The organism is Enterococcus sp. E5-162 (genome assembly GCF_035725965.1).
GTDB classification, from domain to species: Bacteria; Bacillota; Bacilli; order Lactobacillales; family Enterococcaceae; genus Enterococcus_B; species Enterococcus_B lactis.
Genome location: NZ_JAPRFV010000002.1, coordinates 86119 through 113020 on the forward strand (window position 1 = coordinate 86119; position 26902 = coordinate 113020).

General features: G+C 40.1%; 39 protein-coding genes. 37 read left to right on the top strand and 2 right to left on the bottom strand.

The window, feature by feature from the left end; genetic code table 11:
- Window positions 1-50: 50 nt before the first annotated feature.
- Complete coding sequence (gene rpiA, locus OZZ83_RS02505; RefSeq protein WP_002344754.1) at window positions 51-734, bottom strand: ribose-5-phosphate isomerase RpiA; 684 nt, start codon at window positions 732-734, stop codon at window positions 51-53.
- A 318-nt stretch (window positions 735-1052) separates the two neighbouring features.
- Between rpiA and rpsL the strand changes: the two genes are divergently transcribed.
- The 37 genes from rpsL (at window position 1053) to truA (ending at window position 23751) form a co-directional block, all read left to right on the top strand.
- The gene (rpsL, locus tag OZZ83_RS02510; protein ID WP_002294318.1) at window positions 1053-1466 is read left to right on the top strand and encodes a 30S ribosomal protein S12; all 414 of its coding nucleotides are present in this window, start codon (window positions 1053-1055) and stop codon (window positions 1464-1466) included.
- Window positions 1467-1549: 83 nt separating this feature from the next.
- The gene (rpsG, locus tag OZZ83_RS02515) at window positions 1550-2020 is read left to right on the top strand and encodes a 30S ribosomal protein S7 (RefSeq protein ID WP_002290440.1); all 471 of its coding nucleotides are present in this window, start codon (window positions 1550-1552) and stop codon (window positions 2018-2020) included.
- 93 nt (window positions 2021-2113) lie between these two features.
- Window positions 2114-4201, top strand: coding sequence for an elongation factor G (fusA, locus tag OZZ83_RS02520; protein WP_002309841.1), 2088 nt, complete (start codon window positions 2114-2116; stop codon window positions 4199-4201).
- 171 nt (window positions 4202-4372) lie between these two features.
- Complete coding sequence (tuf, locus tag OZZ83_RS02525) at window positions 4373-5560, top strand: elongation factor Tu (RefSeq protein WP_002290442.1); 1188 nt, start codon at window positions 4373-4375, stop codon at window positions 5558-5560.
- A gap of 402 nt (window positions 5561-5962) precedes the next feature.
- A complete protein-coding gene (rpsJ, locus tag OZZ83_RS02530) occupies window positions 5963-6271 on the top strand; it encodes a 30S ribosomal protein S10 (RefSeq protein ID WP_002290443.1) in 309 nt (102 codons plus the stop codon).
- A 30-nt stretch (window positions 6272-6301) separates the two neighbouring features.
- Window positions 6302-6931, top strand: coding sequence for a 50S ribosomal protein L3 (gene rplC / locus OZZ83_RS02535; RefSeq protein ID WP_002290445.1), 630 nt, complete (start codon window positions 6302-6304; stop codon window positions 6929-6931).
- 27 nt (window positions 6932-6958) lie between these two features.
- Entirely contained in the window at window positions 6959-7582 is a 624-nt protein-coding gene (rplD, locus tag OZZ83_RS02540) for a 50S ribosomal protein L4 (RefSeq protein WP_002290446.1), read from the top strand.
- Window positions 7582-7872 (top strand): 50S ribosomal protein L23, encoded by a 291-nt coding sequence (rplW, locus tag OZZ83_RS02545; protein ID WP_002290449.1) that lies wholly within the window; start codon window positions 7582-7584, stop codon window positions 7870-7872. The genes rplD and rplW overlap by 1 nt, the downstream gene beginning before the upstream one ends.
- Window positions 7873-7910: 38 nt before the next feature.
- A complete protein-coding gene (gene rplB / locus OZZ83_RS02550) occupies window positions 7911-8744 on the top strand; it encodes a 50S ribosomal protein L2 (protein ID WP_002290451.1) in 834 nt (277 codons plus the stop codon).
- A gap of 42 nt (window positions 8745-8786) precedes the next feature.
- Window positions 8787-9065: a 30S ribosomal protein S19 gene (gene rpsS, locus OZZ83_RS02555; protein ID WP_002288655.1), complete on the top strand. Its 279-nt coding sequence runs from the start codon at window positions 8787-8789 to the stop codon at window positions 9063-9065.
- 22 nt (window positions 9066-9087) lie between these two features.
- Complete coding sequence (rplV, locus tag OZZ83_RS02560) at window positions 9088-9435, top strand: 50S ribosomal protein L22 (protein ID WP_002290452.1); 348 nt, start codon at window positions 9088-9090, stop codon at window positions 9433-9435.
- A 13-nt stretch (window positions 9436-9448) separates the two neighbouring features.
- A complete protein-coding gene (gene rpsC / locus OZZ83_RS02565) occupies window positions 9449-10105 on the top strand; it encodes a 30S ribosomal protein S3 (RefSeq protein ID WP_002288659.1) in 657 nt (218 codons plus the stop codon).
- A 2-nt stretch (window positions 10106-10107) separates the two neighbouring features.
- Window positions 10108-10542 (top strand): 50S ribosomal protein L16, encoded by a 435-nt coding sequence (gene rplP / locus OZZ83_RS02570; RefSeq protein ID WP_002288661.1) that lies wholly within the window; start codon window positions 10108-10110, stop codon window positions 10540-10542.
- Window positions 10532-10720 carry a 50S ribosomal protein L29 gene (gene rpmC / locus OZZ83_RS02575; RefSeq protein ID WP_002288664.1) on the top strand — a complete coding sequence of 63 codons (189 nt, stop codon included), beginning with the start codon at window positions 10532-10534 and terminating at the stop codon, window positions 10718-10720. Before rplP ends, rpmC begins: the two co-directional genes overlap by 11 nt.
- A 24-nt stretch (window positions 10721-10744) precedes the next feature.
- Complete coding sequence (rpsQ, locus tag OZZ83_RS02580; RefSeq protein ID WP_002288668.1) at window positions 10745-11011, top strand: 30S ribosomal protein S17; 267 nt, start codon at window positions 10745-10747, stop codon at window positions 11009-11011.
- A gap of 57 nt (window positions 11012-11068) precedes the next feature.
- Window positions 11069-11437, top strand: coding sequence for a 50S ribosomal protein L14 (gene rplN / locus OZZ83_RS02585; protein ID WP_002288669.1), 369 nt, complete (start codon window positions 11069-11071; stop codon window positions 11435-11437).
- A gap of 36 nt (window positions 11438-11473) precedes the next feature.
- On the top strand, window positions 11474-11782 hold the full coding sequence (rplX, locus tag OZZ83_RS02590; RefSeq protein WP_002288670.1) for a 50S ribosomal protein L24: 309 nt from the start codon (window positions 11474-11476) through the stop codon (window positions 11780-11782).
- A 27-nt stretch (window positions 11783-11809) separates the two neighbouring features.
- Window positions 11810-12349, top strand: a complete 540-nt coding sequence (gene rplE / locus OZZ83_RS02595) for a 50S ribosomal protein L5 (RefSeq protein ID WP_002288671.1) — start codon at window positions 11810-11812, stop codon at window positions 12347-12349.
- Window positions 12350-12367: 18 nt separating this feature from the next.
- The gene (locus OZZ83_RS02600) at window positions 12368-12553 is read left to right on the top strand and encodes a type Z 30S ribosomal protein S14 (RefSeq protein ID WP_002288673.1); all 186 of its coding nucleotides are present in this window, start codon (window positions 12368-12370) and stop codon (window positions 12551-12553) included.
- A gap of 35 nt (window positions 12554-12588) precedes the next feature.
- Window positions 12589-12987, top strand: coding sequence for a 30S ribosomal protein S8 (rpsH, locus tag OZZ83_RS02605; RefSeq protein ID WP_002288675.1), 399 nt, complete (start codon window positions 12589-12591; stop codon window positions 12985-12987).
- A 31-nt stretch (window positions 12988-13018) separates the two neighbouring features.
- Window positions 13019-13555 carry a 50S ribosomal protein L6 gene (rplF, locus tag OZZ83_RS02610; protein ID WP_002309839.1) on the top strand — a complete coding sequence of 179 codons (537 nt, stop codon included), beginning with the start codon at window positions 13019-13021 and terminating at the stop codon, window positions 13553-13555.
- A 160-nt stretch (window positions 13556-13715) separates the two neighbouring features.
- Window positions 13716-14072, top strand: coding sequence for a 50S ribosomal protein L18 (gene rplR / locus OZZ83_RS02615; RefSeq protein ID WP_002288679.1), 357 nt, complete (start codon window positions 13716-13718; stop codon window positions 14070-14072).
- 20 nt (window positions 14073-14092) lie between these two features.
- Window positions 14093-14593, top strand: a complete 501-nt coding sequence (gene rpsE / locus OZZ83_RS02620) for a 30S ribosomal protein S5 (protein ID WP_002288681.1) — start codon at window positions 14093-14095, stop codon at window positions 14591-14593.
- A 14-nt stretch (window positions 14594-14607) separates the two neighbouring features.
- Window positions 14608-14787 carry a 50S ribosomal protein L30 gene (gene rpmD / locus OZZ83_RS02625; protein WP_002290455.1) on the top strand — a complete coding sequence of 60 codons (180 nt, stop codon included), beginning with the start codon at window positions 14608-14610 and terminating at the stop codon, window positions 14785-14787.
- Window positions 14788-14829: 42 nt separating this feature from the next.
- On the top strand, window positions 14830-15270 hold the full coding sequence (rplO, locus tag OZZ83_RS02630) for a 50S ribosomal protein L15 (protein WP_002288687.1): 441 nt from the start codon (window positions 14830-14832) through the stop codon (window positions 15268-15270).
- Window positions 15270-16565: a preprotein translocase subunit SecY gene (gene secY / locus OZZ83_RS02635; RefSeq protein ID WP_087063508.1), complete on the top strand. Its 1296-nt coding sequence runs from the start codon at window positions 15270-15272 to the stop codon at window positions 16563-16565. The genes rplO and secY overlap by 1 nt, the downstream gene beginning before the upstream one ends.
- Before the next feature lie 61 nt (window positions 16566-16626).
- On the top strand, window positions 16627-17274 hold the full coding sequence (locus tag OZZ83_RS02640) for an adenylate kinase (protein WP_002288690.1): 648 nt from the start codon (window positions 16627-16629) through the stop codon (window positions 17272-17274).
- 190 nt (window positions 17275-17464) lie between these two features.
- Window positions 17465-17683: a translation initiation factor IF-1 gene (gene infA / locus OZZ83_RS02645; protein WP_002288695.1), complete on the top strand. Its 219-nt coding sequence runs from the start codon at window positions 17465-17467 to the stop codon at window positions 17681-17683.
- Window positions 17684-17715: 32 nt separating this feature from the next.
- Window positions 17716-17832 (top strand): 50S ribosomal protein L36, encoded by a 117-nt coding sequence (gene rpmJ, locus OZZ83_RS02650; RefSeq protein WP_002288710.1) that lies wholly within the window; start codon window positions 17716-17718, stop codon window positions 17830-17832.
- Between the two features lie 17 nt (window positions 17833-17849).
- Window positions 17850-18215 carry a 30S ribosomal protein S13 gene (gene rpsM / locus OZZ83_RS02655; protein ID WP_002288713.1) on the top strand — a complete coding sequence of 122 codons (366 nt, stop codon included), beginning with the start codon at window positions 17850-17852 and terminating at the stop codon, window positions 18213-18215.
- A gap of 27 nt (window positions 18216-18242) precedes the next feature.
- Window positions 18243-18632: a 30S ribosomal protein S11 gene (gene rpsK / locus OZZ83_RS02660; RefSeq protein ID WP_002288714.1), complete on the top strand. Its 390-nt coding sequence runs from the start codon at window positions 18243-18245 to the stop codon at window positions 18630-18632.
- A 79-nt stretch (window positions 18633-18711) separates the two neighbouring features.
- Window positions 18712-19650, top strand: coding sequence for a DNA-directed RNA polymerase subunit alpha (locus tag OZZ83_RS02665; RefSeq protein WP_002288715.1), 939 nt, complete (start codon window positions 18712-18714; stop codon window positions 19648-19650).
- Window positions 19651-19677: 27 nt separating this feature from the next.
- Window positions 19678-20058, top strand: coding sequence for a 50S ribosomal protein L17 (gene rplQ / locus OZZ83_RS02670; RefSeq protein ID WP_002288716.1), 381 nt, complete (start codon window positions 19678-19680; stop codon window positions 20056-20058).
- A 271-nt stretch (window positions 20059-20329) separates the two neighbouring features.
- Entirely contained in the window at window positions 20330-21169 is an 840-nt protein-coding gene (locus tag OZZ83_RS02675) for an energy-coupling factor ABC transporter ATP-binding protein (RefSeq protein ID WP_002290456.1), read from the top strand.
- Window positions 21145-22014, top strand: coding sequence for an energy-coupling factor ABC transporter ATP-binding protein (locus OZZ83_RS02680; protein ID WP_002290457.1), 870 nt, complete (start codon window positions 21145-21147; stop codon window positions 22012-22014). The genes OZZ83_RS02675 and OZZ83_RS02680 overlap by 25 nt, the downstream gene beginning before the upstream one ends.
- Window positions 22004-22801, top strand: coding sequence for an energy-coupling factor transporter transmembrane component T family protein (locus OZZ83_RS02685; RefSeq protein ID WP_002312339.1), 798 nt, complete (start codon window positions 22004-22006; stop codon window positions 22799-22801). Before OZZ83_RS02680 ends, OZZ83_RS02685 begins: the two co-directional genes overlap by 11 nt.
- A 203-nt stretch (window positions 22802-23004) precedes the next feature.
- Entirely contained in the window at window positions 23005-23751 is a 747-nt protein-coding gene (truA, locus tag OZZ83_RS02690) for a tRNA pseudouridine(38-40) synthase TruA (RefSeq protein WP_002290460.1), read from the top strand.
- A gap of 327 nt (window positions 23752-24078) precedes the next feature.
- Here the strand turns inward: truA and OZZ83_RS02695 are convergent, their stop codons facing one another.
- Window positions 24079-26748 (bottom strand): YfhO family protein, encoded by a 2670-nt coding sequence (locus OZZ83_RS02695; RefSeq protein ID WP_002313939.1) that lies wholly within the window; start codon window positions 26746-26748, stop codon window positions 24079-24081.
- Window positions 26749-26902 lie beyond the last annotated feature (154 nt).

Genomic DNA, 26902 nt, shown 5'->3' on the forward strand with positions numbered 1-26902 from the left:
TCGCAAATTTTCCGCTGTCTTTTTTTATTGGATGATCAAGCAGTTTTTCTTTATTTATGGCGGATGGCATCAAGAATCTCAACACCTTTTTCTGAGCCAACAACAACTTTTGAAACCATATTTAGGAAAAGTCCATGTTCGACTACCCCAACAAGTTCATCTAAATAGGTAGCTAAGCTTTCTGGTTGTTCAATAACTTCTAGATGCAGATCAATGATATAATGACCACCATCTGTGGTTAGGACTTCGCCGTTTTCGTCTGTACGCAAAACAGGTTGGAATCCTTTTTCGTCAAAAATATGAAGTAGCTGTTGGGAGCCATAAGGGATGACTTCAACTGGGAGTGGGAACTTCCCGAGTTTATGGACTAATTTAGAAGAATCAACGATCCAAATCGTTTCTTTTGAGTACGTAGCGACTATTTTCTCGAAAAGCAAAGCAGCACCGCCGCCTTTTATTCCTTGAAAATCAGTACTGATTTCATCAGCACCATCTATCGTCAGATCGACTACTGGGACTTCGTCGATACTCTTTAGCGGTATTCCTAATTTTTCCGCTTGTTCTTTTGTCGCATTTGAAGTAGTGACTCCTGTGATACGTAATCCTTCTTCACGCATGCGGCGACCAATCTCTTCTACCATATAATAGGCGGTTGAACCGGTCCCGAGACCAACGATCATCCCGTCCTTTACGAATTTCGCGGCTTCAATGCCAGCTAATTGTTTTAAATTCATTTTTGCATCCACCTTTTTTTAGTTTGAGCTTCGTGCTTTCCTCACTATTTTAGCGTGATTTACGGCAAAAAGATACCATTCTTTTTTATTCCAATAAAGCTTTTTCAAAAAAAATTCCGTCTCTTGTTGACATGCTTTTTCATTCATGATATTCTAACAAAGGTGCTTTATCTACAGGTTTCTGTGAAGAAACGTGCTGACTGTTTATCAAAGCATATTTGATAAGGATGCAGACATTGCATTTATTTTTTATCGCAAAAAAAGAACCACCTGGATGTGTGGGACTAGACGCAAATCGTGGGAAGGAGGAAACAAGGAATGCCTACAATTAACCAATTAGTACGTAAACCTCGTAAATCAAAGGTGGAAAAATCTAATTCACCTGCTTTGAACAAAGGATATAACAGCTTTAAGAAAACTCAAACTAACGTAAACTCACCTCAAAAACGTGGGGTAGCAACTCGTGTGGGTACAATGACACCTAAAAAACCGAACTCAGCTTTACGTAAATATGCACGTGTTCGTTTGTCAAACTTAATTGAAGTTACTGCTTATATCCCAGGGATTGGTCATAACTTACAAGAACACAGTGTTGTATTATTACGCGGTGGTCGTGTAAAAGACTTACCAGGGGTACGTTACCATATCGTTCGCGGTGCTTTAGATACTGCTGGTGTTAACGACCGTAAACAAAGCCGTTCTAAATACGGAACTAAAAAACCTAAAGCTTAATTTTAATTATTAAACAAATGAAACTTGCTTCTATTATATAGAAGTAATTACTATGAACAATATTTCGGAAGGAGGAGTTACGGATGCCACGTAAAGGTCCTGTTGCAAAACGTGATGTTTTACCAGATCCTATTTATAACTCAAAATTAGTAACTCGCTTGATCAACCGTGTAATGGTTGACGGAAAACGCGGGATTGCAGCTAACATTATCTATAATGCCTTTGATTTGATCAAAGAATCTACAGGTAACGATCCATTAGAAGTGTTTGAACAAGCAATGAAAAACGTTCAACCTGTTCTTGAAGTTAAAGCACGTCGTGTTGGGGGTTCAAACTACCAAGTACCAGTTGAAGTTCGCCCTGAACGCCGCGTTACTCTAGGTCTTCGTTGGGTAGTAAACTACGCTCGCTTGCGCGGTGAACACACAATGGAAGAACGCTTAGCAAAAGAAATCATGGATGCTGCAAACAACACAGGTGCTTCTGTTAAAAAACGTGAAGACACTCATAAAATGGCTGATGCCAACCGCGCGTTTGCTCACTATCGCTGGTAAGATTCTCTCTGTTTGGTCGGCTTTTATAAGTCGACCTCAGATAGTGTCCTTATTTTTAGCAACTAGATAGTAAAGAGAGGAGAAACAAGGAGAATGACCAGAGAATTTTCTTTACAAAACACTCGTAATATCGGTATCATGGCCCACATTGATGCTGGTAAAACGACTGCTACTGAACGTATCTTGTACTATACTGGTAAAATCCATAAAATTGGTGAAACTCATGAAGGAGCTTCACAAATGGACTGGATGGAACAAGAACAAGAACGTGGTATTACGATCACTTCTGCTGCTACTACAGCACAATGGAAGGGTCATCGAATCAACATCATCGACACACCAGGACACGTAGACTTCACAGTTGAAGTTGAACGTTCCTTGCGTGTACTTGATGGTGCTGTAACTGTTCTTGATGCACAATCAGGTGTTGAACCTCAAACTGAAACAGTTTGGCGTCAAGCAACAACTTACGGTGTACCTCGTATCGTATTTGCAAACAAAATGGACAAGATTGGTGCTGACTTCTTATATTCAGTATCAACTTTACATGACCGTTTGCAAGCAAACGCTCACCCAATCCAATTACCAATTGGTGCGGAAGACGACTTCACAGGAATTATCGACCTTGTAACAATGAAGGCTGAAATGTATACAAACGATCTTGGAACAGAGATTGAAGAAACAGAAATTCCTGAAGAATACCGCGAATTAGCTGAAGAATGGCGCGAAAAATTGGTTGAAGCTGTAGCTGAAACTGATGAAGAACTTACTTTGAAATACTTAGAAGGTGAAGAAATCACTGAAGCTGAGTTAAAAGAAGGTATCCGCCGCGCAACAGTTAACGTAGAATTCTACCCAGTACTATGTGGCTCAGCATTTAAGAACAAAGGGGTTCAATTACTATTGGACGCTGTTCTTGATTACTTGCCATCACCGTTAGATATCCCAGCAATCAAAGGGATTGACCCTAAAACTGATGAAGAAGTAGAACGTCCTGCAGACGACAGCGCTCCTTTCTCAGCTTTAGCATTTAAAGTTATGACTGACCCATTCGTAGGTCGTTTAACTTTCTTCCGTGTGTACTCTGGTGTTTTAAAATCAGGTTCATACGTACAAAACGCAACAAAAGGCAAACGCGAACGTGTTGGTCGTATCCTACAGATGCATGCCAACTCTCGTTCAGAAATCTCTGAAGTTTACGCTGGAGATATCGCTGCTGCTGTTGGTTTGAAAGACACAACTACTGGGGACACACTGTGTGATGAAAAGAATCTAGTTATTCTTGAATCAATGGAATTCCCAGAACCAGTTATCCAAGTCGCTATTGAACCTAAATCAAAAGCTGACCAAGATAAAATGGGTGTGGCTTTACAAAAACTATCTGAAGAAGATCCTACTTTCCGTGCTGAAACAAACGTGGAAACAGGCGAAACAATCATCGCTGGTATGGGTGAACTTCACTTAGATATCATCGTTGACCGTATGCGTCGTGAATTCAAAGTTGAAGCTAACGTAGGTGCGCCTCAAGTATCTTACCGTGAAACTTTCCGTGCCGGCACTCAAGCCGAAGGTAAGTTTGTACGTCAGTCTGGTGGTAAAGGTCAATACGGTCACGTATGGATCGAATTTACACCAAACGAAGAAGGTGCTGGTTTCGAATTTGAAAATGCGATCGTCGGTGGGGTTGTTCCTCGTGAATACATTCCAGCTGTTGAAACTGGTTTGAAAGATGCTATGGAAAATGGTGTCTTAGCTGGCTATCCATTAGTAGATATCAAAGCTAAACTTTACGATGGTTCATACCATGATGTCGATTCAAATGAAACTGCCTTCCGTGTTGCTGCTTCTATGGCATTACGTGCAGCAGCTAAGAAAGCTAATCCAGTAATCCTTGAACCAATCATGGCTGTAGAAGTTGTTATCCCTGAAGATTACTTAGGTGATGTTATGGGTCACGTAACTGCTCGTCGTGGACGTGTTGAAGGTATGGAAGCTCGCGCTGGCGGCCAACAAGTTGTTCGTGCGATGGTTCCACTTGCTGAAATGTTTGGTTATGCTACAACTCTTCGTTCTGCTACTCAAGGTCGTGGTACATTTACAATGACATTTGACCACTACGAAGATGTACCAAAATCAGTACAAGAAGAAATCATTAAGAAAAACGGCGGAAAAGCTGAATAATTTCTTAAAACCGGATAGTCCTGCAAAGAGATTATCCAAAGAGACTATATTTTTAATATAGTTTCGTGTAAAATAATTATCGATGATATGGGCATGTGATGTACCTAGTGTACATCATATACCTATCAGACAAATAAAAAATATATTGTATTTTTAGGAGGACATTTTAAAATGGCAAAAGAAAAATTTGACCGTTCTAAACCACACGTTAACATTGGTACTATCGGACACGTTGACCATGGTAAAACTACATTAACAGCTGCAATCACAACTGTACTATCTAAGAAAAACGGCGGCCAAGCTATGGCTTACGATCAAATCGATGGTGCTCCAGAAGAACGCGAACGCGGAATCACAATCTCAACAGCTCACGTTGAGTATGAAACAGATACACGCCACTACGCTCACGTTGACTGCCCAGGACACGCGGACTACGTTAAAAACATGATCACTGGTGCTGCTCAAATGGACGGAGCTATCTTGGTAGTTTCTGCTGCTGACGGCCCAATGCCTCAAACTCGTGAACACATCCTATTGTCTCGTCAAGTTGGTGTTCCTTACATCGTTGTATTCTTGAACAAAGTAGACATGGTTGATGACGAAGAATTACTAGAATTAGTTGAAATGGAAGTTCGTGACCTATTAACAGAATACGAATTCCCTGGTGACGATGTTCCTGTAGTTGCTGGTTCAGCTTTGAAAGCTCTAGAAGGCGACGCTTCATACGAAGAAAAAATTCTTGAATTGATGGCTGCAGTTGACGAATACATCCCAACTCCAGAACGTGACAACGACAAACCATTCATGATGCCAGTTGAAGACGTGTTCTCAATCACTGGACGTGGTACTGTTGCTACAGGTCGTGTGGAACGTGGACAAGTTCGCGTTGGTGACGAAGTTGAAGTTGTCGGTATTGCTGAAGAAACTTCAAAAACAACAGTTACTGGTGTTGAAATGTTCCGTAAATTGTTAGACTACGCTGAAGCTGGAGACAACATTGGTGCTTTACTACGTGGTGTTGCACGTGAAGACATCCAACGTGGACAAGTTTTAGCTAAACCAGGTACAATCACACCTCATACAAAATTCTCTGCAGAAGTATACGTGTTGACAAAAGAAGAAGGTGGACGTCACACTCCATTCTTCACTAACTACCGTCCACAATTCTACTTCCGTACAACTGACGTAACAGGTGTTGTTGAATTACCAGAAGGAACTGAAATGGTTATGCCTGGCGACAACGTAACAATGGAAGTTGAATTAATCCACCCAATCGCTATCGAAAACGGTACTAAATTCTCAATCCGTGAAGGCGGACGTACAGTTGGTGCCGGTGTCGTTACAGAAATCAAAGCTTAATTGATTTAAGCAAAACTAAGCAACATTTATTCGGACGTAATCGCTTGGAATGAAGATCTCAGGATCTTTGTTCCGAGCTTTTTTATTTATTGTAGGATCAGGGAAAAAGACAGGAGCATTATAATAGAAGAAACACGAAATAAAAGAGTCAGTATTTTCTAAATGAAACTTTATGAAAACAAAATGTTTTTTACAAGAAAAAGCCTTGCGTTGTGAGTTTATATATATTATAATGACAAAGGTGCGTTTACTTTAGTGAATTGCACAGACGTAATCAGATTGATTTCGTCGGCTAAGAAACGAGAGGTTGCGACACGCCCGGACGCTTTGCCACGAACGAGCGTGACGGAAATTTTCGTGGAGCTATGTCTACTTTTCAAAATAGGCGAAGGAGGGAACAAGATGGCAAAACAAAAAATTCGTATCCGTTTAAAAGCGTATGAACACCGTATTTTAGATCAATCAGCGGATAAAATCGTGGAAACTGCAAAAAGAACTGGAGCTAGCGTGTCTGGTCCAATTCCATTACCAACTGAACGCAGTCTTTACACAATCATTCGTGCGACTCATAAATACAAAGATTCACGCGAACAATTCGAAATGCGTACACACAAACGTCTTATCGACATTGTGAACCCAACACCAAAAACTGTTGATGCTTTGATGAAGCTAGACTTACCATCTGGTGTAAACATCGAAATCAAATTATAAAACTAAAACAAAAATAATGGAGGTGTACTCATGACCAAAGGAATCTTAGGGAAAAAAGTGGGAATGACACAAATCTTCACTGAATCTGGTGAATTAATTCCAGTTACTGTTGTAGAAGCTACGCCAAACGTAGTACTACAAGTGAAAACAATGGAAACGGATGGCTACGAAGCTATTCAAGTTGGTTACCAAGATATGCGTGAAGTTTTATCAAACAAACCTGCGAAAGGTCATGTTGCAAAAGCAAACACGGCTCCTAAGCGCTTCATTCGTGAATTCAAAAATGTTGAGCTAGGAGAATATGAAGTAGGAAAAGAAATTACAGTAGATGTTTTCCAAGCAGGAGACATTATTGATGTAACAGGTACTACGAAAGGTAAAGGATTCCAAGGGGTTATCAAACGCCATGGACAAAGCCGCGGACCAATGGCTCACGGTTCTCGTTACCATCGTCGTCCTGGGTCAATGGGTCCAGTTGCACCTAACCGTGTATTCAAAAACAAACGTCTTGCTGGCCGTATGGGTGGCAACCGCGTAACTATCCAAAACTTGGAAGTTGTACGTGTAGATGCAGAAAGAAATGTTATCTTGATCAAAGGTAATGTTCCTGGAGCGAAAAAATCTTTAATCACTATCAAATCAGCTGTGAAAGCTAAATAATTGTAGGAAGAAAGGAGGAACTAAGGAATGCCGAATGTAGCATTATTCAAACAAGATGGAAGCCAAAACGGTGAAATCACACTTAACGAAGAAATCTTCGGAATTGAACCTAATGAAAGTGTTGTTTACGATGCAATCGTAATGCAACGTGCGTCATTAAGACAAGGAACACACGCGGTTAAAAACCGTAGCGCTGTTCGTGGCGGTGGACGTAAACCATGGCGTCAAAAAGGAACAGGTCGTGCACGTCAAGGATCTATCCGCTCACCACAATGGCGTGGAGGTGGCGTAGTCTTTGGACCAACACCACGTTCTTACAGCTACAAACTTCCTAAAAAAGTTCGTCGTTTAGCAATGAAATCTGTATTGTCAGAAAAAGTTGCTGAAAACAACTTGGTAGCAATCGAAGGCTTGAACTTCGACGCACCAAAAACAAAAGAATTCAAACAAGTTCTTGCTAACTTATCTATCGACTCTAAAGTATTGGTTGTTCTAGAAAAAGGTAACGACTTTGCTGCTTTATCAGCACGTAACTTACCAAACGTTTCTGTAGTAACTTCTGATAATGTGAGTGTGCTAGACGTTGTATCAAATACAAAAGTGTTAGCAACACAAACTGCTCTTACTCAAATTGAGGAGGTGCTTGCATAATGAACTTACTAGACGTAATCAAACGCCCAGTGATCACTGAAAAATCAATGCTTGCCATGGACGACAAGAAATACACTTTTGAAGTGGACACTCGCGCAAACAAAACTTTAGTAAAACAAGCGGTAGAAGCTGCTTTTGACGTTAAAGTCAAAAACGTGAACATCGTGAACGTACGTGCGAAATTCAAACGTATGGGCAAATATGCAGGATATACAAAAAAACGTCGCAAAGCGATCGTTACATTGACTGAAGATTCAAAAGAAATCCAATTATTCGAAGCTGCTGAATAAGCGCTAATAGATAACTCATTAAATTAGGAGGGAAAAACGTGGCGATTAAAAAGTACAAACCTACCTCAAATGGTCGTCGTAACATGACAGGTTCTGATTTTGCTGAAATCACAACATCAACACCTGAAAAATCATTGTTACAACCATTGAAAAACCATGCTGGACGTAACAACAACGGCCGCATCACTGTACGTCATCAAGGTGGCGGACACAAACGCCAATATCGCGTGATCGACTTCAAACGTAACAAAGACAACGTTGTTGCAACTGTTCAAACGATCGAATATGATCCAAACCGTTCAGCTAACATCGCGTTAGTACACTATGAAGATGGAGTGAAAGCTTACATCTTAGCACCTAAAGGACTAGAAGTGGGTATGAAACTTGTTTCAGGTCCAGAAGCAGATATCAAAGTCGGAAATGCTCTTCCATTAGAAAACATTCCAGTTGGTACTGTTATCCACAACATTGAAATGAAACCTGGTAAAGGTGGACAATTGATCCGTTCTGCTGGTACAAGTGCTCAAGTACTTGGTAAAGAAGGCAAATACGTATTGATCCGCTTGAACTCTGGTGAAGTTCGTATGATCTTAGCTGCATGCCGCGCAACAATCGGTTCTGTAGGTAACGAACAACACGAATTAATCAACATCGGTAAAGCTGGACGCTCTCGTTGGATGCGTAAACGCCCAACTGTACGTGGTAGCGTAATGAACCCTAATGATCACCCACACGGTGGTGGTGAAGGTAAAGCTCCTATTGGACGTAAAGCACCAGTTTCTCCTTGGGGTCAACCAGCTCTTGGTTACAAAACTCGTAACAAAAAAGCTAAATCAGACAAACTTATTGTTCGTCGTCGCAAAAATAAATAATTACTTTGACCATGTGTCGCACATTTTGAGAGGAGGTTCACCATGGGTCGTAGTTTAAAGAAAGGACCTTTTGTCGATGAGCATTTAATGAAAAAAGTTGAAGCTCAAGCAGGGGTTGAAAAGAAAAAAGTTATCAAAACTTGGTCACGCCGTTCAACAGTTTTCCCAAGTTTTGTTGGATATACCATCGCAGTTTATGATGGACGTAAACATGTACCAGTTTACATCCAAGAAGACATGGTAGGACACAAATTAGGTGAATTTGCACCTACAAGAACTTATCGTGGACATGCTGCTGACGATAAGAAAACGAAACGCTAATTTGAGGGGAGGATAAATCCAAATGGCAGAACAAATCACATCAGCTAAAGCAACTGCAAAAACAGTTCGCACTTCACCTCGAAAAGCCCGTTTAGTAATTGACCTTATCAGAGGTAAAAGTGTCGCAGATGCAATTTCAATCTTGAAATTCACACCAAACAAATCTGCTGGAATCATTGAAAAAGTATTGATGTCAGCAGTTGCGAATGCAGAAAATAACTTTGACTTAGATGTTGAAAACTTGGTAGTAACCGAAGCTTTTGTTAACGAAGGACCTACAATGAAACGTTTCCGTCCTCGTGCAAAAGGATCAGCTTCTCCAATCAACAAACGTACAAGTCATATCACGGTAGTCGTATCAGAAAAATAAGGAGGGATAATCAGTGGGTCAAAAAGTACATCCAATTGGAATGCGTGTAGGCATCATCCGCGACTGGGATGCTAAATGGTATGCTGAAAAAGAGTATGCTGAGTTCTTACACGAAGATTTAAGAATCCGTAAATTTATTTCAACTAAACTTGCTGATGCTGCTGTATCAACAGTTGAAATCGAACGTGCAACAGGTCGCGTAAACATTTCAATTCACACAGCTAAACCAGGTATGGTTATTGGTAAAGGCGGTTCTGAAGTCGAAAGCCTAAGAAAAGAATTAAACAAATTAACTGGTAAAAGAATCCACATCAACATCGTGGAAATCAAAAAACCAGATCTAGATGCAAAATTAGTAGGTGAAGGAATCGCACGTCAATTAGAAAACCGTGTTGCTTTCCGTCGCGCTCAAAAACAAGCGATCCAACGCTCAATGCGTGCTGGCGCTCAAGGTATCAAAACTCAAGTATCTGGTCGTCTAAACGGAGCAGATATCGCTCGTTCAGAAGGATACTCAGAGGGAACTGTTCCTCTTCATACTTTACGTGCGGACATTGATTACGCATGGGAAGAAGCAGATACAACATACGGAAAACTAGGAGTTAAAGTGTGGATCTATCGTGGAGAAATTCTTCCAACTAAAAAAAACACTGAGAAAGGAGGGAAATAATCATGTTAGTACCTAAACGTGTAAAACACCGTCGTGAATTCCGCGGAAAAATGCGCGGGGAAGCTAAAGGCGGAAAAGAAGTAGCATTCGGTGAATACGGTTTGCAAGCTGTTGATTCACATTGGATCACAAACCGCCAAATCGAAGCTGCTCGTATCGCAATGACTCGTTACATGAAACGTGGTGGGAAAGTATGGATTAAAATTTTCCCTCACAAATCTTATACTGCCAAAGCAATTGGGGTACGTATGGGTTCTGGTAAAGGGGCACCTGAAGGATGGGTTGCACCAGTAAAACGTGGTAAAATCATGTTTGAAATCGCAGGCGTTCCTGAAGAAGTAGCTCGTGAAGCGTTACGTCTAGCTTCTCACAAATTACCAATGAAAACTAAGATCGTAAAACGTGAGGAAATGGGTGGTGAATCGAATGAAGGTTAAAGAAATCAGAGAATTAACCACTGCCGAAATGCTTGATCAAGAAAAACAATTAAAAGAAGAATTGTTTAATCTTAGATTCCAATTAGCAACAGGTCAATTAGAAAACACTGCACGTATTAAAGAAGTACGTAAATCGATTGCACGCATCAAAACTGTGTTGCGTGAACAAGCTAAGTAATTATGGAAGGAGGCCATTAAGCGTATGACTGAAGGAAGAAATCAACGCAAAGTTTATCAAGGTCGCGTGGTTTCAGACAAAATGGATAAAACAATTACCGTTGCTGTCGAAACAAAGAAAAACCACCCTATCTATGGCAAACGCATGAACTATTCTAAGAAATACAAAGTGCATGATGAAAACAACACAGCAAAAGTTGGCGACATCGTGAGAATTATGGAAACTCGTCCATTATCAGCTACAAAACGTTTCCGTTTGTTGGAAGTAGTCGAAGAAGCAGTTATTATCTAATAACACGAGATTTTCCTATATAGATTGAATGCAAAATCTGAAAGGAGGATACACAACGTGATCCAAGCAGAAAGTCGTTTAAAAGTCGCTGATAACTCAGGCGCACGTGAAATTTTGACGATCAAAGTCCTTGGTGGATCTGGTCGTAAAACTGCTAACATCGGTGATGTGATCGTTGCTACGGTTAAACAAGCAACGCCAGGTGGGGTTGTCAAAAAAGGTGACGTCGTTAAAGCCGTTATCGTTCGAACAAAATCAGGAGCTCGTCGTACAGACGGTTCATATATTAAATTTGATGAAAATGCTGCAGTGATTATTCGTGATGATAAAAGCCCTCGTGGAACACGTATCTTTGGGCCAGTTGCACGTGAACTACGTGAAAACAACTTCATGAAGATCGTTTCACTAGCACCAGAAGTTTTATAATCTTGAGACACTTATCAAAGGAGGTGCGAAACAGTTATGTTTGTTAAAAAAGGCGATAAAGTTAAAGTTATCACTGGAAAAGACAAAAACAAAGAAGGCGTTGTACTAGCAGCGTTCCCGAAAAAAGATAAAGTTATTGTCGAAGGTGTAAATGTCGTTAAAAAACACCAAAAACCTTCTCAAGCTGCTCCTCAAGGTGGAATTGTTGAGATGGAAGCGCCAATTCATGTTTCTAACGTGATGGTGGTTGACTCTACTGGTGTAGCTGGCCGAGTTGGCTACAAAGAAGTAGACGGCAAAAAAGTCCGTGTTTCTAAAAAAACCGGTGAAGTTTTAGATAAATAAAAGTTTAAGGAAGGAGGGTCTTACTGAATGAACCGCCTAAAAGAAAAATATCTTAAAGAAGTAACTCCATCATTGATGGAAAAATTTAACTATAGCTCTGTTATGCAAACACCTAAAGTTGAAAAAATCGTCATCAACATGGGTGTTGGTGATGCGGTATCAAACGCTAAAAACTTAGATAAAGCAGTTGAAGAATTAACTTTGATCACTGGTCAAAAACCAATGATTACAAAAGCTAAAAAATCAATCGCTGGATTCCGTTTACGTGAAGGAATGCCAATTGGTGCAAAAGTTACATTGCGCGGAGAAAGAATGTACGAATTCTTAGACAAATTGGTTTCAGTTTCACTACCACGTGTACGTGACTTCCATGGTGTAAGTAAAAAAGCCTTTGACGGTCGTGGAAACTATACTTTAGGTATTAAAGAACAATTGATCTTCCCAGAAGTAGATTATGATTTAGTAGATAAAGTACGTGGTATGGACATCGTTATTGTAACAACAGCAAACTCTGATGAAGAATCTCGTGAGTTGTTGACACAATTAGGCATGCCATTCCAAAAATAATTAAAGGAGGCGAACTACGTGGCTAAAAAATCAATGATTGCTAAAAACAAACGTCCTGCAAAATTTTCAACACAAGCTTATACTCGTTGCGAACGTTGCGGACGTCCACATTCAGTTTATCGTAAGTTCCATCTTTGCCGTATTTGCTTCCGCGAACTTGCCTATAAAGGTCAAATTCCCGGCGTGAAGAAAGCTAGCTGGTAAAAAGTAAATTCGCATAAGAAGGAGGTAAAAGATCAATGGTCATGACAGATCCAATTGCAGATTTTCTAACTCGTATCCGTAACGCAAACATGGTTAAACATGAGTCTTTAGAAGTACCTGCATCAAAAATTAAACGTGACATCGCTGAAATCTTGAAACGTGAAGGTTTCGTTCGTGATGTTGAATACATCGAAGATGACAAACAAGGCGTGATCCGTGTTTTCCTAAAATTTGGTAAAAACGGCGAACGTGTTATCACAAACTTAAAACGTATCTCTAAACCAGGTTTGCGTGCTTATGTCAAAGCTGACGAAGTACCAAAAGTATTGAACGGTTTAGGTATCGCAATCATTTCGACTTCTGAAGGTGTTGTCACTGATAAAGAAGCTCGTGAAAAAAATATCGGCGGCGAAGTTATCGCTTACGTATGGTAATCAAGTAGAATCTACAAGGAGGTGTCTTTAAGTGAGCCGTATCGGAAATAAAGTCGTTGTTATCCCTGAAGGAGTAACAGTTACTCAAGAAGGAAACAACGTTACAGTTAAAGGACCAAAAGGTGAATTGACTCGTACTTTCTCAGCAGATATCAAAATGAATATCGAAGGAAACGAAGTGACTTTCACTCGTCCAAACGACAGTAAAGAAATGAAAACAATTCATGGAACAACTCGTGCGAACTTCAACAACATGGTTGTAGGTGTCAGCGAAGGTTTCCAAAAAGCGTTAGAACTAATCGGGGTTGGGTACCGTGCACAATTACAAGGATCAAAACTTGTATTGAACGTTGGTTACTCACATCCAGTAGAAATCACACCACCAGCTGGAGTAACTGTTGAAGTACCAGCTAACACACAAGTAATTGTTAAAGGTGCGAACAAAGAAGAAGTTGGCGAATTAGCTGCAAATATTCGTGGAACTCGTCCTCCAGAACCTTATAAAGGTAAAGGTATTCGTTATGTTGGCGAATATGTACGCCGTAAAGAAGGTAAAACTGGTAAATAATCGTTTAGAAAAATTGCATAGAAGCCAGCAGCAGGAAAAAGGCATTTGGCTGAAGTTTACCTTCAAAAAAATAAATTTTTACTTGTGCCGCAGCTTCTATTTTTCGAAACGTATTTACTGCTTGAAATAGTAGTACAATAAAAATAAAGAGGTGACAATTGTGATTACAAAACCAGATAAGAACAAAACACGTCAAAAGAGACATCGTCGTGTACGTAACAATATCTCTGGTACTGCTGAGCGCCCACGCTTGAACGTTTTTCGTTCTAACAAAAACATCTACGCTCAAATTATTGATGACGTAGCGGGTGTAACGCTAGCAAGTGCCTCTACCTTGGATAAAGAAATTTCAGGTGGAACAAAAACAGAAGCAGCACAAGCTGTCGGTAAACTAGTTGCTGAACGTGCAGCTGAAAAAGGCATTAAAGTAGTAGTCTTTGACCGTGGTGGATACCTTTACCATGGCCGTGTGCAAGCTTTAGCTGAAGCTGCTCGCGAAAATGGACTAGAATTTTAGAAGAAGGAGGAATACCATTCATGGTTTATATCGATCCAAAACATTTGGAATTAGAAGACCGCGTTGTTGCAATTAACCGTGTAACAAAAGTTGTTAAAGGTGGACGTCGTCTACGTTTTGCTGCTTTAGTTGTTGTCGGTGACAAAAACGGACACGTAGGATTTGGTACAGGTAAAGCTCAAGAAGTTCCTGAAGCAATCCGTAAAGCAATTGAAGATGCGAAGAAAAACTTAGTTGAAGTACCTATGGTTGGTTCAACAATCCCACACGAAGTAATCGGTGCTTTTAGTGGTGGTAGAATCCTAATGAAACCTGCTGTAGAAGGTTCTGGGGTTGCTGCTGGCGGACCAGTTCGTGCCGTATTAGAATTAGCTGGGGTAGCAGATATCACTTCTAAATCTTTAGGCTCAAATACACCAATCAACGTTGTTCGCGCAACAGTTGAAGGTTTGAAACAATTGAAACGTGCAGAAGAAGTTGCAGAACTTCGCGGCAAATCAGTTGAAGAATTAATCGGATAAGGAGGACAACAATAATGGCTGAATTAAAAGTTACTTTAAAACGCAGTATTATCGGACGTCCTCAAAACCAACGCGATACAGTTAAAGCGTTAGGTCTTACAAAGATTAACAGTTCAGTGGTTAAGCCTTCTAATGAAGCAATTAAAGGCATGATCAATACTGTTTCTCATCTAGTGGACGTTGAAGAAGTTTAATTAAAAAAATCAGAACTAGAATATTAAGGAGGTGCCAAACCTATGAAACTTCATGAATTAAAACCTGCTGAAGGTTCACGCCAAGTACGTAACCGTGTTGGTCGTGGTACTTCATCTGGTAACGGAAAAACTGCCGGACGCGGACAAAAAGGACAAAAAGCCCGTTCAGGCGGTGGTGTGCGTTTAGGATTTGAAGGGGGACAAACACCATTGTTCCGTCGTTTACCAAAACGAGGATTCACAAACGTGAACCGTAAAGACTATGCAGTCATCAATCTTGATGTATTGAACCGCTTTGAAGACGGAGCTGAAGTAACTCCTGTTGCTTTAGTTGAAGCTGGAATCGTGAAAAACGAAAAAGCTGGAATCAAAGTATTAGCTAACGGGGAACTAAACAAGAAATTAACTGTGAAAGCAGCAAAATTCTCTAAAGCAGCTCAAGAAGCAATTGAAGCGGCTGGTGGATCAATCGAGGTGATCTAATGTTTAGACTATTAAAAGATGCTTTTAAAGTAAAAGACATTAGATCGAAAATCCTATTTACTGTATTTGTGTTGTTTGTATTTCGCCTAGGTGCACATATCACTGTACCAGGCGTAAATGCTGCTTCATTGCAAAACCTTTCTTCTTTGCCATTTTTCAACATGTTGAACTTGGTAAGTGGTAGTGCGATGCAAAACTTCTCCATTTTCTCAATGGGGGTTTCACCATACATTACTGCTTCTATCGTCATTCAGCTTCTTCAAATGGACATCGTGCCTCGATTTGTTGAATGGTCGAAACAAGGGGAAGTTGGTCGTAAAAAATTGAATCAAGCCACTCGATATCTGACATTAGTATTGGCATTTATCCAATCTGTCGGTATCACTGCTGGATTCAATCAATACGCTCAATTAGGTTTCGTGAATAATCCTAACGTAGCAACTTACGTAACGATCGGTTTGATTCTAACAGCCGGTACGATGTTTGTTACTTGGCTAGGAGAACAGATCACAGAAAAAGGTATCGGAAATGGCGTATCAATGATCATTTTTGCAGGGATCATTTCTAGATTGCCTGAAAGTATCAGAGAAATTTATGAAGATTACTTTATAAATATCGATCCTTCAGACATATGGAAATCTGCTATTTTTGTGGCCATTTTATTAGTAGCGGTCTTATTGATCGTGACATTCGTAACATTTTTCCAACAAGCTGAACGCAAGATCCCGATTCAATATACGAAACGCGTCGCTGGCGCGCCTACAAGCAGCTATCTGCCGTTGAAAGTAAATGCAGCTGGAGTTATTCCAGTTATCTTTGCTAGTTCGTTTATTGCTACGCCAAATGCTGTTTTACAAGCATTGAGTGGTAGATTCGGTTCTGAAAACTGGTATAAAGTGATGATGGAGATCTTTAACTATAATACAGCACCTGGTGCTACGATTTATACGATTCTGATCGTTGCCTTCACTTTCTTCTACGCCTTTGTACAAGTAAACCCTGAGAAATTAGCGGAAAACTTGCAAAAGCAAGGAAGTTATATACCAAGCGTACGCCCTGGTAAGGGGACTGAAGAGTATGTCTCAAGATTACTGATGCGCTTAAGTACAGTTGGTGCAGTCTTCCTTGGTTTAGTGGCATTGCTTCCAATCATTGCTCAAATGGTTTGGGATCTTCCAAAATCAATCGGATTAGGCGGTACAAGCTTACTGATCGTTATCGGTGTAGCTTTAGAAACTGCGAAACAGTTAGAAGGCTTAATGCTGAAACGTAAATATGTTGGATTCATTGAGTAAGAAAGCGTGTTGAGGTTCTTCCTCAACACACGTTCTCACACATTTATTAGGAGGGAAAACAATGAACCTCATTTTAATGGGGCTGCCAGGCGCAGGTAAAGGAACACAAGCTGAAAAAATCATTGACGCTTATGGTATTCCGCACATCTCAACAGGAGATATGTTCCGCGCAGCGATGCAAAACGAAACAGCTCTTGGCCTGGAAGCAAAGTCTTATATGGATAAAGGTGCATTAGTTCCTGATGAAGTAACAAATGGAATCGTGAAAGAGCGACTAGCTGAACCAGATACAGAGAAAGGCTTCTTATTAGACGGCTTTCCACGTACACTAGATCAAGCAAAAGCTCTGGACGCAATGCTAAAAGATTTGAATAAAAAAATTGATGCTGTCATCGATATCCATGTTGGTGAAGAAATCTTGGTCGAACGTCTAGCCGGCCGATTTATCTGCAGCAATTGTGGAGCAACTTACCATAAAATTTTCAACCCTACAAAAGTTGAAGACACATGTGATCGTTGCGGTGGGCATGAATTCTATCAAAGAGAAGATGATAAACCTGAGACGGTTAAAAATCGTCTGGCTATCAACATCAAAAATAGTGAACCAATCTTGGCTTATTATAAAGAACAAGGTTTGCTAAACACTATTGATGGTGCTCGTGAAATCGATGCTGTATTTGCAGATGTACAAAAAATCATTGAAAAATAGCACGATTGCCCGTAGCCGACTTGCATTATGCAGTTACTCTTGTCAAGTTCAATAAATTATGATAGAATATGTCAGTCCGACTTCTAGAGAATCCTCTAGATGATCCATTTTGAGAATTTTGAGGTGGGAACTGCAGTTTCCGCCATTTTATCGTGTGAAAATGCGAAACAAGTACAAGGAGGTACTGTGCGTGGCAAAAGAAGATATGATTGAAGTCGAAGGTACAGTCGTCGAAACTTTGCCGAATGCAATGTTTAAAGTTGAACTAGAAAACGGACACCAAGTTCTTGCTACTGTTTCAGGTAAAATTCGTATGCATTACATCCGTATCTTACCTGGTGACAAAGTAACGGTTGAATTGTCTCCATACGATCTTAACCGTGGCCGTATTACTTATCGCTTTAAATAATTGTACTCCGTAAAACTACAGGAGGTATTATCATGAAAGTAAGACCATCAGTAAAACCAATGTGCGAACATTGTAAAGTAATTCGTCGTAAAGGACGCGTTATGGTGATTTGCCCAGCAAATCCAAAACATAAACAACGTCAAGGATAATTGGAGGTGCTATAAATATGGCTCGTATTGCAGGAGTAGATATTCCTCGTGATAAACGTGTGGTAGTTTCACTTACTTATATCTATGGTATTGGTAACACTACTGCTAAAAAGATCTTAGCTGATGCTGGTGTATCTGAAGATGTTCGCGTTCGTGAATTAACGAATGAACAAACAGATGCTATCCGTGCGGAAGTAGATAAATTAAAAGTTGAAGGGGATCTTCGTCGTGAAGTGAACTTGAACATCAAACGTTTGATGGAAATCGGTTCTTACCGTGGAATCCGTCATCGCCGTGGATTGCCTGTTCGTGGACAAAACACGAAAAACAATGCACGTACTCGTAAAGGCCCAGCTCGCGCTATCGCTGGCAAGAAAAAATAATTCTTAAGTGAAGGAGGTTAAAACTTCATGGCAGCAAAAAAAGTGAATCGTAAACGCCGTGTGAAGAAGAATATAGAAGCAGGTATTGCACATATCCATTCTACATTCAATAACACTATCATCATGATCACTGATACTCACGGAAATGCATTAGCGTGGTCATCAGCTGGTTCATTAGGTTTCAAAGGAAGCAAAAAATCAACTCCTTTTGCCGCTCAAATGGCAGCAGAAACTGCTACAAAAGCAGCAATGGAACACGGATTAAAGACTGTTGAAGTAACAGTTAAAGGACCTGGTTCTGGACGTGAAGCAGCAATTCGTTCATTACAAGCTACAGGTTTAGAAGTGACTGCAATTCGTGACGTGACTCCAGTTCCTCATAATGGTGCCCGCCCTCCAAAACGCCGTCGTGTTTAATGAGTGCCGCTCATTTTGAGTTTTATCAGTAACGTCATTGAACAAGACACTTTTCGTTTTGAAAGGGGTAAAGATAAGAATGATTGAGTTCGAAAAACCAAGAATCGCAAAAATTGATGAAGAAAAAGATTATGGCAAGTTCATCGTTGAACCTCTTGAAAGAGGGTATGGGACTACTTTAGGGAATTCCCTACGTCGTATTTTATTATCTTCTTTGCCAGGTGCTGCCATCACTAATATTCAAATCGATGGTGTACTGCATGAATTCTCTACCATCAAAGGTGTTAGAGAAGACGTCACTCAAATCATCTTGAACATTAAAGGCTTAGCGCTGAAAATGTATGGCCAAGAAGAAAAAACCCTTGAAATCGATATTACCGGACCTGCTACAGTAACTGCTGGCGATATTATCGTTGATAGTGATGTAGAAATTCTTAACAAAGATATGTACATCTGTAGTGTCTCTGAAGGAGCTACGTTCCATGCTCGCTTAACAGTGAAACCTGGACGTGGTTATGTTCAAGCAGATGAAAATAAAAAAGAAGATATGCCAATTGGCGTTCTTCCAGTCGATTCAATCTACACACCTGTTCGTCGTGTGAACTATCAAGTTGAGAACACACGTGTTGGACACCGTGAAGATTTTGATAAATTGACGATGGAGATTTGGACAGATGGTTCAATCGAACCGTTGGAAGCAATGAGTTTATCTGCGAAAATCATGACTGAACATTTGGATATTTTTGTGAACTTAACTGATGAAGCAAAAAATGCTGAAATCATGGTCGAAAAAGAAGAAACACAAAAAGAAAAAATGTTGGAAATGACGATCGAAGAGTTAGACTTGTCTGTTCGCTCTTACAATTGTTTGAAACGTGCAGGAATCAATACTGTACAAGAACTTACAAATAAATCTGAGCCTGAAATGATCAAAGTCCGTAATTTAGGACGTAAGTCATTAGAAGAAGTTAAAGCAAAATTGCACGACTTAGGTTTAGGTTTACGTAAAGAAGATTAAAACCTTTTACGAAGGAGGGAAACCAACGTGAGTTATCGTAAACTAGGACGCACATCTAGCCAACGTAAAGCGATGTTGCGTGATTTAACAACTGATTTATTAATCAACGAACGTATTGTGACTACTGAAGCTCGTGCGAAAGAAGTTCGCTCAACTGCAGAAAAAATGATCACTTTAGGTAAACGCGGAGATTTGCATGCACGTCGTCAAGCTGCGGCTTTCGTACGTAATGAAGTTGCCAGCGTGCGTGAAGAAAATGAGGACATCGTCATTGAATCAGCTTTACAAAAACTATTCAACGATATTGCACCTCGTTACGCAGAACGTCAAGGCGGATACACACGCATTTTGAAGACAGAACCAAGACGCGGTGATGGTGCACCAATGGTTGTCTTAGAACTTGTCTAAAATCACACTAATAACATCACTTTATAGATGATTCTTTTAGAGTGTTATGATGTTGGAAGATATTTTTCCGAGTCTAGCTCAGCGCTGCTCCTCAAGCGAATATCGCTTGGGGAGTAAGCACTCATCATAAAGTGTTTTTTTATACCTTCAATTAACTGTCATGACATCTCTGCTTGAAGGCATAAAAAAACATTTTAAGCGAGAAATAATTGAAAATTTTGTCTTTTTTTGATAGTGTTAGTAGGAACTTTAGGATGAAGAAGGAGTAATCATGGAGCCAATTATTGAATTAGAGAAAATAAATTATAAATACCAGCCAGATGATCTTCGCCCCGCATTGAAAGATGTCTCCTTTACAATTGATAAAGGTGAGTGGATCGCTATTATTGGACACAATGGTTCAGGAAAATCGACACTTGCCAAAACAATCAATGGGCTACTTCTGCCAGAATCAGGGGTCGTGAAAGTCGGAAATCAAGTATTGGATGAAGAAAACATTTGGACGATCCGGCAAATGGTTGGAATGGTTTTTCAAAATCCAGACAATCAGTTCGTTGGTTCGACAGTAGAAGATGACGTTGCGTTTGGTCTTGAAAATCAAGGGATTCCCAGAGAAGAAATGCTGATACGTGTGAAAGATGCACTTGAGAAAGTTAGAATGGCTGAGTTTGCTACACGCGAGCCTGCTCGTTTATCAGGAGGACAAAAACAACGTGTTGCTATTGCCGGCGTGGTTGCCTTACGACCTGATATCATTATTTTAGATGAAGCAACAAGTATGCTAGATCCAGAAGGCCGTGAAGAAGTGATTTCTACGATCAAGAAGATCAAAGAAGAAAGTCAATTGACCGTTATATCTATCACTCACGATATTGATGAAGCAGCTAATGCCAATCGGATATTAGTGATGAGGCAAGGAGAACTTGTCCGTGAAGGTACACCAAAAGAAATCTTTTCTGCGGGACCCGAACTGATTGATTTAGGTCTAGATCTACCATTTCCTGAAAAACTGAAGCGTGCACTGAAAGAACGCGGGGTAGATGTGCCAAGTGAATATATGACAGAAGAAAGGATGGTGGATTGGTTATGGACATCCGTTTTGAACAAGTAGACTTCACTTATCAGCCGAATACACCATTTGAACAACGAGCCTTATTTGACATCAATATGACGATCAAAGAAAACAGTTATACAGCATTAGTAGGGCATACCGGAAGCGGGAAATCAACTTTACTCCAACATTTGAATGCGCTTGTTAAGCCAACAAGCGGTACCGTCCATATTGGAGAACGCGACATTCAGCCAGATACGGATAATAAAAATCTAAAGCCGATCCGAAAAAAAGTCGGCATCGTCTTTCAGTTTCCAGAAGCACAGCTATTCGAAGAAACGGTGGCAAAAGATATTGCCTTCGGTCCTAAAAACTTTGGTGTCAGTGAAGAAGAAGCGCTGATACTAGCAAAAGAAACGTTAGAACAAGTTGGACTGGATGAAAGCTATTTGGACCGTTCACCATTTGAACTTTCAGGAGGGCAAATGCGTAGAGTAGCAATCGCTGGTGTGCTTGCCATGAAGCCTGAAGTACTTGTATTGGACGAACCAACGGCAGGACTTGATCCTCAGGGCAGAAAAGAAATGATGGAGATGTTTTGGCGTCTTCATAAGGAACAACAGATTACTATTGTTTTAGTGACGCATTTAATGGATGATGTAGCCAATTTTGCAGACTATGTCTATGTACTGGAGAAGGGGCGAATCGTTAATAGCGGGCAGCCTCAAGAGGTTTTTCAAAACATCAAATGGCTAAAAGAAAAACAGTTAGGCGTACCTACTGCCACAGAATTTGCAGAAGAATTAATGGCTAAAGGGATGGACTTCACTACCTTACCTTTAACAGCTGAAGAATTAGCAGACGCCATCGTCCATTCTGCTGGAGGAAATGCCCATGATGAATAAATTGATATTTGGTCGTTATATGCCAGGAGATTCCTTGATCCATCGATTGGATCCCCGAGCCAAATTATTAGCCAGTTTTTATTTTATTGGTATCATTTTTTTAGCAAATAATTGGGAAACATATCTTGTATTGGCAGTTTTCACATTATTTTCCGTCTTCTTATCAAAAGTAGACTTGAAATTTTTTATCCGAGGTATTCGCCCATTGATTTGGCTGATCCTCTTTACTGTAGCTTTGCAAATCTTGTTCACCAGCGGAGGAGAAACTTATTGGAGTTGGGGTGTTTTCCATATCACTGAATTTGGTGTGATGAACGGTCTCTTTATTTTCTGCCGATTCGTGTTGATTATTTTTATGTCGACGCTACTCACGCTTACTACACCGCCTTTGGAATTATCTGATGCGATTGAGTACTTGCTTCGTCCATTGAAAGCCGTACGGTTCCCAGTCCACGAAATTTCTTTGATGCTGTCGATTGCTCTTCGTTTTGTGCCTACATTGATGGATGAAACAGAAAAGATCATGAACGCTCAGCGCGCGCGTGGTGTTGACTTTGGTGAAGGCAATCTAGTTCAGAAAATGAAAGCAGTCATTCCTTTGCTGATTCCTTTATTTGTCAGCAGTTTCAACCGAGCGGAAGATCTTGCGACCGCTATGGAAGCAAGGGGCTACAAGGGCGGGGAAGGAAGAACGAAATATCGTGTCTTGCATTGGCATAATAGAGACACGATGGTTATCATTGCTTTTATATTATTAACCGTGCTGCTGATCTTTTTAAGAGGATAAACGTTCAGTGGACCGCTATCTATCCTTTTCTTGCTAATCTATTTGCAAGAAAGTATGCGAGCAGTGTATGACAAGAAACATTAGGGTCTGTGGCAGACTAATGTCACAGGCCTCTTTCTTTTATTTGAAAAAAAGAACAAACAACATTATCTGGAAAAACCACTATTTCTAGACAACTTTTTAGAAACAAAGGAGAGAAAACCATGGTACGTTACAAAGCAATCATTGCATACGACGGAACAAATTTCAATGGGTTCCAGAAACAGCCAAATGGACGTACTGTTCAAGAAGAAGTAGAAAAAACATTACAAAAAATGGCAAATGGGAAAGAAATCACGGTCTTTGGTTCGGGAAGGACAGATGCCGGAGTACATGCAATCGGGCAAGTGATCCATTTTGATTATCCAGAAGAACGCCCGTTAGAACGAATGCGTTTTGCGTTAGATACCCAGTCACCAGAGGATATCGCTGTAAGACAAGTAGAAATCGTTTCAGAAGAATTCCATGCAAGATATTTGGTCAAAGAAAAAACTTATCAATTTCGAGTGGATATAGGGAAACCACGCAGTCCTTTTCGACGCCATTATGCAAGTTATTTTCCTTACCCCCTTGATTTGGAAAAAATTCAGCGGGCACTTCCTGATTTATTAGGGACCCACGATTTCACCTCTTTTTGTGCATCAGGAAGCTCGATAGAGGATAAAGTACGTACGATCTACGAGGCTAAGATGGAGGTTAATGAAACAAAAGACGAATTGTTGTTTACTTTTAGGGGAAATGGCTTCTTGTACAAGATGATACGGATCTTAGTAGGAACGCTTTTGAAAATTGGCAATGGCCGATTGCCTGAAGATAGTATCCCAGATATTATTGCGAAAAAAGATCGTAATGCAGCAGGACCTACAGCACACCCTGAAGGACTTTATTTGTATGAAGTGAAATATGAATAAGAGGTTGTGAAAAAGCGGTTCTGCATCAAGTAATAAGAACAGCCAAACCAAAATAGTTTCTCATATTTTGCCATTTGTTGAGCTAATACCGAAGGACAGCTGATTGAACACTGTTTAAGGAAGAGGTTGTGAGCCTGCCATTTAGCTCTGAGTCACAAGAAACAATTTCAAAAAACAGCTTCTCACGTTTGATGAATATCACAACTTGTGAACGAAGCATGGATAAGTGAACCTTCTTTTTGCCACACTACTTTTTTGTAACTAAAAACGATGGAACGTTGTTTTGATTGCCCTTGGCAGACAGTCTGAACAGGTTCCATCGTTTCTTTATTTTCTTCGTCTTCTTCTGTGTGTATTTCGCGGTTTTTCTTCTATTGTTGGATCAATCGTGCCATAGAAGGGTTGATTGCGGTCAAGGTACCAGACATAGAGAATAAACAATGCAATGCATAGTACAAAAAGGATTGCACCTATTATAAATCCTTCAGGCAAGTAGCTGAAAGTAACCGTGTGTTTACCTGCTGGAACTTTTAGCATCAAGAATGCGTTTTTGAAGTTGCTGACTTTGACTGGCTTCCCATCGATTTCGGCTTTCCATCCTTTGTCGTAAGGAATAGTCGTCACCAACATAGAATCTTCTGCGGTATCTACAGTTCCAGAAGCTTTTCTGCCAGAGGCTTCCATTTCGACACCTTTTTCTTTGATCTGATTCATTGCGGCTTGATAGGCTACAACATCTAGACCAACGACTTTCGGCTCCATGAAACTTACTTCTTTCGTCCCATAAAAACTTGCAGTAAATGTCACCGTTGTCTCTTGGGGATAATAGCCAAGATCATAGTATTGTCCAGAAATATTGATTTGCGTTTTCCTCGATGTACCATTGACAGTAATCGTTGCACTAGAACTTTCTAATTGTGCAAAATTGGTTGGGAACAAACTTAAGTAAGCTTGTGTATTTGCAGGTACATGGACTTCCCATGTGAGCTCTTTCGGTTGATTGTCTGCCGTCTCTGAATAAGTCACACCAGTCGTTGTTTTTGTGATTGTCGTATTTAACTGATTCTTCAAAGTAGGCGTATAGAATGTAAAATACTGTTCATTTAGACCAGATAATGTATTGATCAAGTTTGTCTGACTAGTTAAATTATCTGTTACGGGCTGCTCAATATCATTAACGGATAACGGTGCGGTAAATGCCAGTGGCAATGCATTGACATTCTGATACAGTGTATAGTCGCCGCTTTGACCAGCTTGGCGGAAGCCATATTTGCTGAACGTGCTTTCGTTCTTAGAAATGTTGTATTTGATCCCTGTAAAGCCATCCATCAGCAAAGTATTATTATTGTAACGGATATTCAAATTTGTCCCTCTTGAACGAAACCCTAATGTATCCAGATAAGAGGAAGAATTACGATTTCTTATAGAAGAAAACAAGCTGATGCCACTGTAACCGTAGTTGATCGAATCGTTTGGCGATACCGGATCCAGATTTTCTAAGCGGTAAAACGAGTCAGAATCTTCTTTTGTTTCATTTACAAGAGCTTTCAAGTCAGGAGAAGGATCCGTATACAAACTGCGGGAAGCATAATTCCAATCATCAAGGATACCATGGATCATGCTGTTCGTATTGACTAGAGCCTCAGCAGACATGATCAATAACAACAATATACTTAGATGATTGAAGGAAAGTTTTTTATGCTGATAAAATCCCACAGCAAAAGCATAGATCCCTAAGAAAACAACTGTCAATACAAAGGAAGTCATCGTCACATAGGTGTAGCTTCCTTCAGGTTTGATGCCCCATGCCACCGCAAAGAGAGCAGCTACGACCAAAATGATTCCTAACAACAGCCCACGATCGTCTTGTTCTATCTTTTCCCATCCTTTTCCTGCAAGCAGGAGAACTAAGAAAGAGAACAGATAGGCATAACGGAATAAAAACATATTCGGTGCATGCATACCATGCCAGAACAAATTCAATGGGACAAGATAAAAACTTGCGATAAGTATGGCGAAAAGACCACCGTACAAAAACTTATTTTTCAACGGTACTTTCCGACTGGCAAAATAAAACAAGCAAAGGACCAACGGAAGTAGACCTGCGTAAATGAACGGAATCGAACCGTATTTTGTGGTGTCATAAACACCAATCATGTTTTTCATGATCAGATCCAGATAAGAAGTCGCTTCTGTTTTCAACGTAGTGATTTGACTCAATGCTTCGCCATTTGAGCGAAGATCCAGTACTGCTGGCAATACAATGATCATTGAAGCGCCGCCTGCCAGTAAAGAAGTGATCCCATAAGGAACAATCGATTTTTTGTATTCTGACCAGTTTGTCAATAGACGGGCAATAAAATATAAGAAAGAAAAGACACCAATCATGAAGCCCATATAAAAACTGGATAGAAACAAGAGCAAATAGCTGATGAATAAAAGTTTCGGCCGTTTCAGATCCATGACACGATGAATCCCCAAAATCACTAATGGAAGATAAACAAATGCATCCAGCCACATGATGATCTCCGAATGTGCAGTAATGAATGAGATCAATGCGTAACTGACGCTAAGTGCAACATGCCCCCAGCGAGGAATCTTGAACGTGCGTGCAAGAAACCAAAAAGCTAATCCGGCACAGCCGACTTTAAGCAAAGTCAGAACATAAAGTGCATCTGGCATCATCTGGTTTGGAAAGAAGAAAACCAGTGGCGTGAAGATCCCGCCGAGATAATAAGAAATCAAAGATAGATAATTCAAGCCCAGAGAAGCATTCCATGTATAGAAAATACTTTGCTTTCCAAGAAGGACATTTCGGAAGCTTGCATGAAAATTAGAAAATTGTGAAAAGGCATCACTTGCCAAAATACTTCTGCTGCTCCCGGGATAGATCCCGATACTTAAATAAACAAGTGCTAAAATCAAAAACGGAATCAGGAAACTAGCTGCTGCGTAGCGTCCGTTTTCTCTAAAGAATGACTTTAAGTTTTTTTTCATATTTATTTTCCACCAAATTTCTATGAAGTTGTATTTAGTTTATCATATCCTTGTTTTTCTCTGCTTAAAAAGAGTCTAGTTTTCATAAAAAAATAAAATTTGGGAATAAATAACTTCACAATTTGTTCGTATAACAAAAATAAACACAAAAAAA